The 12518-nt window shown below is 62.7% G+C and carries 14 protein-coding genes; 7 read left to right on the forward strand and 7 right to left on the reverse strand.

From position 1 onward, the window contains the following. Positions 1 to 174: 174 nt before the first annotated feature. On the reverse strand, positions 175 to 525 hold the full coding sequence (locus tag Q7C33_RS09835) for a hypothetical protein (RefSeq protein WP_181287751.1): 351 nt from the start codon (positions 523 to 525) through the stop codon (positions 175 to 177). Positions 526 to 657: 132 nt separating this feature from the next. Here Q7C33_RS09835 and Q7C33_RS09840 point away from each other — a divergent pair, with 132 nt between their 5' ends. The 7 genes from Q7C33_RS09840 to Q7C33_RS09870 all read left to right on the forward strand — a co-directional run bounded on the left by Q7C33_RS09840 (position 658) and on the right by Q7C33_RS09870 (position 4700). After that, positions 658 to 993, forward strand: coding sequence for a DUF6388 family protein (locus Q7C33_RS09840; RefSeq protein WP_030141353.1), 336 nt, complete (start codon positions 658 to 660; stop codon positions 991 to 993). 236 nt (positions 994 to 1229) lie between these two features. Then, positions 1230 to 1622 (forward strand): sulfurtransferase complex subunit TusD, encoded by a 393-nt coding sequence (gene tusD / locus Q7C33_RS09845; RefSeq protein ID WP_334598804.1) that lies wholly within the window; start codon positions 1230 to 1232, stop codon positions 1620 to 1622. Then, the gene (tusC, locus tag Q7C33_RS09850) at positions 1622 to 1984 is read left to right on the forward strand and encodes a sulfurtransferase complex subunit TusC (protein ID WP_198796057.1); all 363 of its coding nucleotides are present in this window, start codon (positions 1622 to 1624) and stop codon (positions 1982 to 1984) included. Before tusD ends, tusC begins: the two co-directional genes overlap by 1 nt. Continuing rightward, positions 1984 to 2277 (forward strand): sulfurtransferase complex subunit TusB, encoded by a 294-nt coding sequence (tusB, locus tag Q7C33_RS09855; RefSeq protein ID WP_030141350.1) that lies wholly within the window; start codon positions 1984 to 1986, stop codon positions 2275 to 2277. Before tusC ends, tusB begins: the two co-directional genes overlap by 1 nt. After that, complete coding sequence (locus Q7C33_RS09860; RefSeq protein ID WP_030141349.1) at positions 2274 to 2609, forward strand: TusE/DsrC/DsvC family sulfur relay protein; 336 nt, start codon at positions 2274 to 2276, stop codon at positions 2607 to 2609. Before tusB ends, Q7C33_RS09860 begins: the two co-directional genes overlap by 4 nt. Next, positions 2606 to 3607: a glycosyl transferase family protein gene (locus Q7C33_RS09865; protein ID WP_258647907.1), complete on the forward strand. Its 1002-nt coding sequence runs from the start codon at positions 2606 to 2608 to the stop codon at positions 3605 to 3607. The genes Q7C33_RS09860 and Q7C33_RS09865 overlap by 4 nt, the downstream gene beginning before the upstream one ends. A gap of 88 nt (positions 3608 to 3695) precedes the next feature. After that, entirely contained in the window at positions 3696 to 4700 is a 1005-nt protein-coding gene (locus tag Q7C33_RS09870) for a glutathione S-transferase family protein (protein ID WP_323155611.1), read from the forward strand. 135 nt (positions 4701 to 4835) lie between these two features. Here the strand turns inward: Q7C33_RS09870 and cysG are convergent, their stop codons facing one another. The 6 genes from cysG to Q7C33_RS09900 all read right to left on the reverse strand — a co-directional run bounded on the left by cysG (position 4836) and on the right by Q7C33_RS09900 (position 12462). After that, positions 4836 to 6230 (reverse strand): siroheme synthase CysG, encoded by a 1395-nt coding sequence (gene cysG, locus Q7C33_RS09875; protein ID WP_407683322.1) that lies wholly within the window; start codon positions 6228 to 6230, stop codon positions 4836 to 4838. Beyond that, positions 6231 to 7511, reverse strand: coding sequence for a serine--tRNA ligase (gene serS, locus Q7C33_RS09880; protein WP_407683323.1), 1281 nt, complete (start codon positions 7509 to 7511; stop codon positions 6231 to 6233). 15 nt (positions 7512 to 7526) lie between these two features. After that, complete coding sequence (gene crcB / locus Q7C33_RS09885; protein ID WP_030141344.1) at positions 7527 to 7901, reverse strand: fluoride efflux transporter CrcB; 375 nt, start codon at positions 7899 to 7901, stop codon at positions 7527 to 7529. Then, complete coding sequence (locus tag Q7C33_RS09890) at positions 7898 to 9223, reverse strand: replication-associated recombination protein A (protein ID WP_407683324.1); 1326 nt, start codon at positions 9221 to 9223, stop codon at positions 7898 to 7900. Before Q7C33_RS09890 ends, crcB begins: the two co-directional genes overlap by 4 nt. A 148-nt stretch (positions 9224 to 9371) precedes the next feature. Then, positions 9372 to 9995 (reverse strand): outer membrane lipoprotein chaperone LolA, encoded by a 624-nt coding sequence (gene lolA, locus Q7C33_RS09895; RefSeq protein WP_030141342.1) that lies wholly within the window; start codon positions 9993 to 9995, stop codon positions 9372 to 9374. Between the two features lie 58 nt (positions 9996 to 10053). Next, positions 10054 to 12462: a DNA translocase FtsK gene (locus tag Q7C33_RS09900; protein ID WP_407683325.1), complete on the reverse strand. Its 2409-nt coding sequence runs from the start codon at positions 12460 to 12462 to the stop codon at positions 10054 to 10056. Between the last annotated feature and the right edge of the window lie 56 nt (positions 12463 to 12518).

Genomic DNA, 12518 nt, shown 5'->3' on the forward strand with positions numbered 1-12518 from the left:
TACCGATCTTGTGGGAGCGGGCTTGCTCGCGAAAGCGGTTAACTATTCAACATCGTTGCCGACTGACTCTGCGCTTTCGCGAGCAGGCTCGCTCCCACGGGGACAATAGTCAGGCCACCCCAGTCATTGTGGGAGCGAGCCTGCTCGCGAAGGCAGACACCTCGGTCTATCAGCTCAAAGACACGTCGCCAACGCCGCCAACCGGCGCTTGGCGACAAAGTCGTCATGCTTGGCGTAGTAATTCAACGCCGTACCCGTGGCACTGGCTTGCAGATCGACAAACGATTCGGCCGAGCGGGTGTACACCGTCGAGCCGCCATTCTTGCCCGGTTGCAAGTAGGCGCCGGCATCGACACCAAACACCGCTTCATCTTCCCAGGCAAACTTCACGCACTCAGCGACATTCTGCTGCGGCTTGTCGGAGGCCAGGGTCTTGTAGGGGGCTTGGGTCCGGGCTTGTTCCATCGCCGAACCCGCGCAGCCGGCCAGCAGGGTCGCGGCCACGGCCACCATCAGCATTCGCATCGCATTCACTCATCGAGAAAAAAACGGACTGTAGCATTGCGCCCCCTGTTGCCGTGCGGCTTTACCGAAATTTGCACGCGACAACGGCTATCGATTCGCGCAACCTGTTGGCTTATCGACCAAGGAGCGACCATGGCGACAACCGAACAGCAACACGAACGAGCCCTGCAGATCTTCCTCGACGAACGCCCCGAGCTGCGCGACGAACTGGACAACCTCAACCCGCTGCTGGCCCAGGCCAAGGGCGAAACCGCCGCGCAATACCGCGCCGAGCGGTTGCATGAAGCATTCGAAGCCGAGGCCGAAAGCGTCGGGTTGTTCGCCTGGGAACTGACGCTGTTGCTAACGACCGACTCAGCCGAGGACTACCAGGCCCAACGCATGGAAGTGCACAAGGAAGTGGCGGAAATGGCGGGGATGGAATGGGCAGAGTATTGCGAGCTGTATGGCCTCGAAAGCCAAAGCTGAACAACCCGCTGTGGCGAGGGGATTTATCCCCGCTGGGCTGCGAAGCAGCCCCCGGATGTGCCAACGCGGTGTATCAGGCAAACCACAGCGACCTAAAGAGGGGCCGCTGCGCGCCCCAGCGGGGATAAATCCCCTCGCCACAATGAGTACATCTGGGTTCTGTTTTGGAAGACCTGTAATCGCCCCCTCGTCCATAAAGCATTATCATGGCCGCAGTTTTGCTGATCGGGTCCGTCATGAAGTTCGCCATCGCGCTGTTTTCCGCCGCTCACGCGCCCTCCTCGCGCCGCGCCTTGCTGTTTGCCCAGGCAGCGCTGGCCGCCGGGCATGAAATCGTGCGGCTGTTTTTCTACCAGGACGGCGTCTACAACGCCGCCAACAGTGTCGTCACGCCTCAGGATGAACAAGACCTGCCCCAGCAGTGGCGCGCATTCGTCACCGAGCATCAGCTCGACGGCGTGGTCTGCATCGCGGCGGCGTTGCGCCGTGGCGTCTTGAACGCGGAAGAAGCCCAGCGCTACCAGCGTTCGGCGGCCAGTGTCGAAGCGCCCTGGGCGTTGTCCGGGCTCGGCCAGTTGCACGATGCGATCCAGGACGCCGACCGCTTGATCTGTTTTGGAGGCGCGTGATGGCCAAGTCCTTGTTGCTCATCAGCCGCCAAGCACCTTGGTCCGGCCCCGGCGCCCGGGAAGCGCTGGACATCGTCTTGGCCGGCGGCGCGTTCGACCTGCCCATCGGCCTGTTGTTTCTCGATGACGGCGTGTTCCAGCTCGCAGCCGGCCAGCACGCCAAGGTTGTCCAGCAAAAGGACCTGAGCGCCAACTTGCAGGCATTGCCGATGTTTGGCGTCGACGACCTGTTTGTCTGCGCCGACAGCGCCGCCGAACGCGGTCTCGCTGTCGATGCCCTGGCGCTGGACGACCTGAACGTATTGGGCGCAGCGGACATCGCCGCGCTCATTGACCGCTATGACCAGGTGATCACCCTCTGATGTCGACCTTGCATGTGTTGTCTCATTCCCCCTTCGGCGACAGCCGTCTCGCCAGTTGCCTGCGGATCCTGGGCACTCACGACGCGCTGCTGCTGTGCGGCGACGCGGCCTACGCGCTGCAACCCGGTACCGCGCCGTTCTCCACGCTGCACGCCAGCGGCTGCAAAGTGTTCGTCCTGACCGAAGACGCACAGGCCCGCGCCTTGCCTGTTCCGGACTGGGCCGAGGCCATCGATTATCCAGGCTTCGTCGAACTGTCGATCCAGCATGACAAGGTCAACACCTGGCTATGAAGACCCTGACCGTAGGCGAGCGCGGCATTGCGCTGGACAAAGATGGCTATTTGACCGATCTCAATGACTGGTCCGCCGACGTCGCCACCGCCTTGGCCACTGCCGAAGACATCGAGCTGAGCCCCGAACATTGGGAAATCCTCGAACTGCTGCGGGCCTTCTACGATGAATTCCAGCTGTCCCCCGCTACCCGGCCGCTGATCAAGTACACCGCGCTGAAACTGGGGCCGGACAAAGGCAACAGCCTGCACCTGAACCGATTGTTCAAAGGCACTCCCGCCAAACTCGCCGCCAAGCTGGCGGGCCTGCCCAAACCGACGAATTGCCTATGACCGACTTCCCAGCACTGACCCTCGAAACCCCCGCCGAGCACCCGTTCGCCCAGTTCGTGCGCATTCTTGGCAAAGGCAAGCGTGGCGCCCGCAACCTGACCCGTGAAGAAGCGCGGGAAGCCATGGGCATGGTGCTCGACGAGCAGGTTGAAGAAACCCAGCTGGGTGCGTTCCTGATGCTGTTGCGGCACAAGGAAGAAAGCGCCGAGGAAATGGCCGGCTTCACCGACGCCCTGCGTCAGCGCCTGGAGGTGCCGACATTGGCGGTGGACCTCGACTGGCCAACCTACGCCGGCAAGAAGCGTCATCTGCCCTGGTATCTGCTGGCCGCGAAATGCCTCGGACAAAACGGCGTGCGCATCTTCATGCACGGCGGCGGGGCCCACACGGCGGGCCGGCTCTACACCGAGCAACTGCTGGGCTTCTTGAGCATCCCCTTGTGCCGCGACTGGCAGCAGGTCGGCACCGCACTGGACCACGGCGGCCTGGCCTTCATGCCGCTGGTGGACTGGGCACCGCAGATGCAGCGCATGATTGACCTGCGCAACACCCTGGGCCTGCGCTCGCCGATCCATTCCCTGGCGCGGATCCTCAACCCGTTGGCCGCACGCTGCGGGCTGCAAAGCATCTTTCATCCGGGCTACCAGGCCGTGCACCGCGAGGCCAGCGGCTTGCTGGGCGACACCGCCATCGTGATCAAGGGCGACGGCGGCGAGATCGAGATCAATCCGGACGCCGACAGCCATTTGTACGGCACCACTGGCGGCAGCAGTTGGGATGAGGAATGGCCGCGCCTGTCCGAGCAACGCCACGTCAAACCGGAGAGTCTTGATCCCGAGCATTTGAAAGCGATCTGGCGTGGCGACATCGAAGACAGTTACCCGCAACTGGCGCTGATCGCTACCATGGCCCTGGCCTTGCGCGGCCTGGGCGATACTCGCGACGAAGCGTTCGACAAGGCACGCCAGTACTGGCATGCCCGAGACAGATCGATTTAATCGATCATCAGCGCCCAACCTTTGCGCTATTAGTTCGAACCTATCGGAATAGACTCGTCTCCAATGATTATTGAGCGAGGACATCCAGATGGGTTTGTTGGTCGAGGGCCGCTGGCAGGACCAGTGGTATGAAAGCAAGGACGGCAGCTTCCAGCGTGAACAGGCACAACGGCGCAATTGGGTGACCGCCGACGGCAGCGCCGGCCCCTCGGGTGAGAGCGGTTTTGCCGCCGAGGCCGGACGCTACCATTTGTACGTCTCCCTGGCCTGCCCCTGGGCGCACCGGACGCTGATCTTTCGCAAGCTCAAGGGCCTGGAAAACCTGATCGACGTCTCGGTGGTCAGCTACCTGATGCTGGAAAATGGCTGGACCTTCGACAAGGCCCACGGCTCGACGGGCGACAAACTCGACGATTTGCAATTCCTGCATCAGCGCTACACCGCCGACACGCCCGACTACACCGGCCGCGTCACCGTGCCGGCGCTATGGGACAAACAGAAGCGGCGCATTGTCAGCAACGAATCGGCGGAAATCATCCGCATGTTCAACAGTGCTTTTGATGGCTTGACCGGCAACGACTTGGACTTGTATCCCGAACACCTGCGCCATGAGATCGATGCGTTGAACGGGCGTATCTACCCGGCGGTGAACAACGGCGTGTACCGCGCCGGGTTCGCGACGACCCAGGCCGCTTATGAAGAAGCCTTCGACCAATTGTTTGCCGAACTGGATCGATTGGAAGCCTTGCTGGACACCCGTCGCTACCTGGCCGGCGAATACCTGACCGAAGCCGATATCCGCTTGTTCACCACGATGATTCGCTTCGACGCGGTGTACTTCGGTCACTTCAAATGCAACCTGCGGCGCATCGCCGATTACCCGAACCTGTCGAACTGGCTGCGAGAGCTGTACCAATGGCCGGGCATTGCCGAGACCGTGGATTTCACTCACATCCAGGGGCACTACTACGGCAGCCACAAGACCATCAACCCGAATGGGATCGTGCCCAAGGGGCCGAATCAGGATTTCACCGTGGCCCATGATCGGGAGCGGTTGAGTGGGAAAGGGATTTGGCGAGGTGCTGGGAACTGATCCTGGATTCTCGCGGTATTTGAAGGCCTCATCGTCGGAACGCCGCCCGGAGCAAGCTCGCTCCCACAGTGGACTGTGTTCAAACATGGCCTCCTGTGGGAGCGAGCTTGCTCGCGATTGGGGCCGACGCGGTCCTCAGACCTGCCCCTGAGCCCCTTCAAACCAAGCCAGTTTCTCGCGCAACTGCACCACTTCCCCAACGATAACCAGGGTCGGCGCATGCACTTCATGCTCGGCCACCAGCCGTGGCAAGTCCGCCAAAGTGCCGGTGAAAACCCGCTGGTTTGACGTCGTGCCTTGCTGGATCAACGCCGCCGGCGTATTCGCCGCGCGACCGTGCTTGATCAGCTCGGTGCAAATCACTGGCAAGCCGACCAGGCCCATGTAGAACACCAACGTCTGTGCTGGCGAAACCAGGTCCGCCCACGGCAAGTCGCTGGTGCCATCCTTGAGGTGACCGGTGATGAAACGCACCGACTGGGCATAGTCGCGATGGGTCAGCGGAATCCCGGCGTAAGCCGCGCAACCACTGGCGGCAGTGATGCCCGGGACGACCTGGAACGGGATGCCATGGGCCGCCAGTTCTTCGATCTCTTCGCCACCACGGCCAAAGATGAACGGGTCGCCGCCCTTCAACCGCACCACGCGCTTGCCTTGCCGGGCCAGGTCGACCAATTGCTGGTTGATCTGATCCTGCGGCACCGCATGCTCGGAACGACGCTTGCCAACGTAGACCCGTTCGGCGTCGCGCCGGCACAGTTCGAGGATCGCCGGTGCCACCAGGCGGTCGTACAGCACGACGTCCGCCTGTTGCATCAGGCGCAAGGCGCGGAAGGTCAGCAGGTCCGGATCGCCCGGCCCCGCGCCCACCAGATAGACTTCACCCGGCGCGTTCGGCGCCTCGCCGTCGATCTTCTCCCGCAGCAGCCGCTCGGCCTCCGCGCCCTGCCCGGCCAACTGACGATCGGCAATCGGGCCTTGGAACACCTCTTCCCAGAATGCCCGGCGCTGCTGGACATCGGGGAACAACCCTTTCACCTGATTGCGAAAGCGCGCCGCCAAACCGGCCAGTAGCCCATATGTCGAGGGAATCCAGGTTTCCAGCTTGGCCCGGATCAGTCGCGCCAGCACCGGCGCATCACCGCCACTGGACACCGCGATCACCAGGGGCGAGCGATCGACAATCGCCGGGAAGATCACGCTGCACAGCGCCGGCGCGTCCACCACGTTGACCGGCACACAACGCTTGTGGGCGTCGGCCGAGACCTGGGCATTGAGCGGCTCGTCGTCGGTGGCGGCAATGATCAGCCCGCAACCGTCCAGGTCCGCTTCCACGTAACCACGCTGGACGCATTCGCCGCCGCTGCCACTGACCAATTCCCGCAGTTGCGGTTCGATGTCGGGTGCGACCACCCGCAACAACGCGCCGGCGTCGACCAGCAGGCGAGACTTGCGCAGGGCAATCTCGCCGCCGCCGACCACCAGCACGCGGCTGCCGCGCAGGTTGTGGAACAGTGGCAGATAGTCCATTTAGCCGATGACCTCGACGCCGCCCATGTACGGTTTCAGCACCTCAGGCACACGGATCGAACCGTCGGCCTGCTGATAATTTTCCAGCACCGCCACCAGGGTACGACCCACCGCCAGGCCGGAGCCATTGAGGGTGTGGACCAGTTCCGGCTTGCCGGTTTCCGGGTTGCGGAAGCGGGCCTGCATGCGGCGCGCCTGGAAATCGCCGCAGTTGGAGCACGAGGAAATCTCGCGGTACTTGTCCTGGCTCGGAATCCAGACTTCCAGGTCGTAGGTCTTCACCGCACTGAAGCCCATGTCGCCGGTGCACAAGGCCAGGGTGCGATAAGGCAGCTCCAGCAGTTGCAGGACTTTCTCGGCGTTGGCGGTCAGGCTTTCCAGGGCTTCCATGGACTTCGACGGCTCGACGATCTGCACCATCTCGACCTTGTCGAACTGGTGCTGGCGGATCATGCCGCGGGTATCACGGCCCGACGCGCCGGCTTCGCTGCGGAAGCACGGCGTATGGGCGACGAACTTGATCGGCAGTTGCTTGGCATCGACGATCTCGCCCGCGACGATATTGGTCAGCGAGACTTCGGCGGTCGGGATCAGGTACAGGTCGGCTTCGCCGTCGCGGCTGATCTTGAACAGGTCTTCCTCGAACTTCGGCAACTGGCCGGTGCCTTGCAGCGCCGGAGCCTGGACCAGGTACGGGGTGTAGGCTTCTTCGTAGCCGTGCTCGGTGACATGCAAGTTGATCATGAACTGCGCCAAGGCGCGATGCAGACGGGCAATCGGCCCGCGCAGCAAGGCAAAACGCGCGCCCGACAGCTTGGCGGCAGTCTCGAAGTCGAGCCAGCCGAATTTCTCGCCCAGGGCCACGTGGTCCTGTACCGGGAAATCAAAGGTGGTCGGCGTGCCCCAGCGGCGTACTTCGACGTTGCCGTCTTCGTCTTCACCAACCGGCACCGATTCGTGGGGCAGGTTCGGGATGCCCAGCAGGATCGAGTCCAGCTCGGTCTGGATCGCGTCCAGCTCGGTCTTGCCTGCGCTCAACTCGTTCGCCATGCGCTCAACATCGGCCATCAGCGGCGCGATGTCTTCGCCGCGCTGCTTGGCCTGGCCGATGGATTTGGAGCGCGCGTTACGTTCAGCCTGCAGGGCTTCGGTGCGGGTCTGGACGGTCTTGCGCTGTTCTTCCAGCGCTTCGATGCGCGCGACATCCAGGGTAAAGCCACGGGAAGCCAGGCGGTCCGCTACGTCCTGAAGGTTGCTACGTAACAGTTTGGAATCGAGCATGTCGGTCTCTCGTTATCAAAGTTTGGTCAGGGACAGGCCGGCCCAGGTGGCGAGCAGCCCGCCGAATACGGTGATGGCCGCGTAGCCCAGGGCCAGCAGCACTTGGCCGCTTTCCAGCAGGCGCACCGTATCCAGTGAAAAGGATGAAAAGGTCGTCAGGCCGCCAAGAAAGCCGACCATCAGCCCCGCACGCACCTCGATGGGCACCTCGGGGCGAATCAAAAACAGGCCGTAAAGAACGCCGATCAGCAGACAGCCCACGATATTAACGGCCAGCGTCGCGGTATAGAAGTGCCTGGGCCAATTTGCATTGATCCAGTTACCGGTGGCGAAACGCAACAACGTGCCGGCAACGCCGCCAGCGGAAACTGCAAGTATCAGGGGGATCAAGGCTTTCTCCGCTGCCGTGGACTCAGGCGATCCAACTGCGCCAAGTGGTTGAGCTTCTCGCCGATCTTCAACTCAAGGCCACGGGGCACTGGCTGGTAGAAGTGCTGGGGGTCGAGTTCTTCGGGAAAATAGTCTTCGCCGGCGGCATACGCGTCGGGCTCGTCATGGGCATAACGGTATTCGTCGCCATAGCCCAACTGCTTCATGAGCTTGGTCGGCGCGTTGCGCAGATGCAGCGGCACTTCCAGGGAGCCGTGCTCGGCGGCGCTGCGCATCGCGGCCTTGAAGCCCATGTACACGGCGTTGCTCTTCGGCGCGCAAGCCAGGTAGGTGATGGCCTGGGCCACGGCGAGCTCGCCTTCCGGGCTGCCAAGGCGTTCCTGCACGTCCCAGGCCGCCAGGCACAGGCTCAGCGCGCGCGGGTCGGCATTGCCGATGTCCTCGCTGGCCATGCGCACCACCCGCCGGGCCAGGTACAGCGGATCGCAACCGCCGTCGATCATCCGCGCAAACCAGTACAGGGCACCGTCAGGATTGGAGCCACGCACCGATTTGTGCAGGGCCGAGATCTGGTCGTAGAACGCCTCGCCGCCCTTGTCGAAACGCCGACGGGTATCGCCCAGCAGGCTTTGCAACAGCTCGACGCCAATTTCGCTGTCGTCTTCGGCCAGGTCCGAGGCGTTTTCCAGCAGGTTGAGCAAGCGTCGGCCATCGCCGTCGGCGGCGCTGAACAGTATCTGGAAGCCCTCATCGCTGAGGCTCAGGTGACGCTTGCCCAGGCCACGCTCCTCAGTCAGCGCGCGATGCACCAGCTTGCGCATGGCCGCTTCGTCGAGGCTCTTGAGTACGTAGACCCGAGCGCGGGACAGCAAGGCGTTGTTCAGTTCGAACGAAGGGTTTTCGGTGGTCGCGCCGATGAAAATCAGCGTGCCGTCTTCGACATAGGGCAGGAACGCATCCTGCTGGGACTTGTTGAACCGGTGGACTTCGTCGACGAACAGGATGGTGCGCTTGCCGTACTGGCCGGCCTGCTGCTTGGCTATTTCCACCGCCAGGCGAATTTCCTTGACCCCGGCCAGCACCGCCGACACCGTTTCGAAATGCGCGTCCGAGACTTCCGCCAGCAGCCGCGCCAGGGTGGTCTTGCCCACGCCCGGCGGGCCCCAGAAGATCATCGAATGCAGGGCGCCCTGCTCCAGGGCCTCGCGCAGAGGCTTGCCGCGGGCGAGCACATGTTCCTGGCCGACGTACTCATCCAGGTTGGTCGCGCGCAGGCGGGCGGCCAATGGCTGGGCAATCGGGGCGCTTCGAAACAGGTCCATCACTGCCTATGCAACCTCCACTGGGGTCCTGTTGAACACCGCCCTTGTGGGAGCGAGCTTGCTCGCGATAGCGGTGGGTCAGTCACATCAAATCCAACTGATCCGCCGCCATCGCGAGCAAGCCCGCTCCCACAAGGGGGCCATTGGGTTATTCCTGGATCACATCCGCACCCTTGGGGATGTCGAACTTGAACTTGGACGCGGCGATCGGCTCGTTGGCCTTGACCCCGGTGAACAGGATATTGGTGCGCTGGCCAACGCTGTCGATCAGTTGCATATCGTTGACCAACCCATTGCGGAACGACAGCCGCAGGCTGTCGAACAGGCTGTCCTTGGTCTTGGGCTTGAGCGTGAAGTCAATCACGCCGCCCGCCTCCTTGGAGGTAATGTCGAAACTCTGGCTGATCTCGGAGATGTCACCGGACAGCAGCAACGCCGGTGTCTGGGTCAGGCGATGGTCGAGGGTCTTGATGGTGACTTGCTCCAGGTCCGGGTCCCACAGGGAGACTTTCTTGCCATCAGACACCATCAGTTGTTCGGCGGGCGCATCGGTGTGCCAGTAGAACAGGCCGGGGCGCTGCAGGGCCATGTCACCGGCGGTTTCCTGCAATTGGGTGCCACTGCCGTCGAGGGTCAACTGGGAAAAGCGTGCCGTCAGGGTCTGGGAGCCACCCAGCAATTGAGTCAGGCGGGCCACGTCCTTTTCGCCGGCGTGGGCCGACAACGTGCTCAAGGCCAATACGGGCAACAGCAGCATGCGAATCAGGCGCATGGGAATCCTCATGAATTCGTGGGGGGGCGAGCGGCGCGTCATCACGCCGCCCGGGTAGTCAGTCGCGCATCGGGCCCGGCGCGAGCACTTCGCGCGAACCGTTGGTGTTCATGGCCGTCACGACCCCGGCCATTTCCATGGCTTCGATCATGCGGGCGGCGCGGTTGTAGCCGATCTTAAGCTTGCGCTGTACCGCGGAAATCGAGGCCCGGCGGCTCTCCAGGACGAACTGCACTGCTTCGTCGTAAAGCGCGTCGGTCTCGGCATCGTCATCGCCGCCACCGCCACTGCCGCCCTCAAAGCCACTGCCAGCCTCTTCGACACCGTTGAGGATGTCATCGTTGTATTCGGGCGCGCCGCGCAGCTTCCAGGCTTCCACCACGCGGTGTACTTCATCATCGGAAACAAATGCGCCGTGGACACGAATCGGCAGGCTGGTGCCCGGCGGCATGTAGAGCATGTCGCCATGGCCCAGCAGTTGCTCGGCACCGCCCTGGTCGATGATGGTTCGCGAGTCGATCTTGCTCGACACCTGGAACGCCATGCGGGTCGGGATGTTGGCCTTGATCAGGCCGGTGATCACGTCCACGGATGGCCGCTGCGTGGCAAGAATCAAGTGGATACCGGCCGCACGGGCCTTTTGGGCGATACGGGCGATAAGTTCTTCGACCTTCTTGCCGACGATCATCATCATGTCGGCGAATTCGTCCACCACCACCACGATGGTCGGCAGCTTGTGCAGCAGCGGCGCTTCGTCGTGGATGCTTTCGCGGTGATACAGCGGATCGCTCAATGGCGTGCCGGCCTCTTCGGCTTCCTTGACCTTGGCATTGAAGCCCGACAGGTTGCGCACGCCCATCTTCGCCATGAGCTTGTAGCGACGCTCCATCTCGGCGACGCTCCAGCGCAGGGCGTTGGCCGCATCCTTCATGTCGGTGACCACCGGGCACAGCAGGTGCGGGATGCCCTCGTAGATCGACAGTTCGAGCATCTTCGGGTCGATCATGATCAGCTTGGCGTCTTCCGGGCCGGACTTGAACAGGATCGACAGGATCATTGCGTTCACACCCACCGACTTACCGGAACCGGTAGTACCGGCCACCAGCAAGTGGGGCATCTTCGCCAGGTCGGTGATGACCGGCTTACCGCCGATGTCGTGGCCCAGGGCCAAGGTGACCGGCGACTTGTGGTTGTCGTATTCCGGCGTCGACAGCACCTCGGAGAAACGCACGATCTGCCGGTCTTCGTTGGGAATCTCGATGCCCACGGTGGTCTTGCCGGGAATGACCTCCACCACCCGCACGCTGGTCACGGCGAGGGAGCGCGCGAGGTCCTTCGCGAGGTTGGCGATACGGCTGACCTTCACGCCGGCGGCCGGCTGGATTTCGTAACGGGTGATGACCGGGCCCGGATGGATCGAATCCACCGAGACCTCGACACCGAATTCCTTGAGCTTGATCTCCAGCAGGTGACCGACCGCTGCCAGGGACTCGGGGGAATAATTGAGTTGCTTCTTCTCGGCCGGGTCGAGGATCGAGATCGGCGGCAAGGTGCCTTCGACCGCGCTGTCGACGAACAACGGTGCCTGTTTTTCCTTCTGCACGCGCTTGCTTTGCTCGGGCGGCTTGGCCGGGGCCATGGTGATGACCGGCGGCACCTGCTTCTCGCGCTCGGACATGTGCTTGCTCAGGGCCTGCTCGCGCTCGATCAGGCGTTCCTTGACCTTGGCCTGCTCGCGTTTGTCGGTCACCGTCGGCGCCACGACGTCGTGGACGCGGTCGTCGACTTCACGCAGCTGCGCCACCAGTTGCTTGCGTTCGTTGCGCGCCGCCCACCAGCGGTTCAGCGCGCCCTGGATCAGCTCGATGAGGTCGAGGGTGATCTTGCCGGTGACGTCCATGACCTTGAACCACGACAGGTCGGTGAACACGGTCAGGCCGAACAGGAACAAGGCGATGAACAGCAGCGTGCTGCCCTGGATGTTGAGGGCATTGCGGGCCAGGTCGCCGAGGCTTTCACCCAACGCGCCACCCGCCCCGGCCGGCAGGCCAGTGGGTGCGTGGAAATGAATGTGGGCCAGCGCGGCCCCCGACAACACCAGGAACACCAGGCCGATCAGGCGCCAGGAGAACAGCCAGCCACTCCACTGCCAGGGCTCATGGCGCTGGCGGAAGATCTGATAGGTCTTGATCGCCAGCAGCAAGGGGAAAATGTAGGCGAAATAGCCCAGCACCATGAACAGGATGTCTGCGCTATAGGAACCGGCGGGGCCGCCGAAATTCTGCACGTCGTCGATCTTGCTGTTATGGCTCCAGCCCGGATCGTCCTTGCCGTAGGTCAGCAAGGCCATCATCAGGAACAGGCACAGGGCACCAATGGCGATCAACGCACCTTCCTTGAGCCGGTAGTGCAATTGTTGGCGCCAGAGCGGAACGACTGTCTTGGGTGCTGCGGTGGATTTCTTCAAAACGCTTCTTTTCCTGCGCCTATGGCGCGTCCATCTGTTGAATGACTATGAAAAAC

This window comes from Pseudomonas sp. BP11-1-1 (genome assembly GCF_052112105.1).
GTDB classification, from domain to species: Bacteria; Pseudomonadota; Gammaproteobacteria; order Pseudomonadales; family Pseudomonadaceae; genus Aquipseudomonas; species Aquipseudomonas alvandae.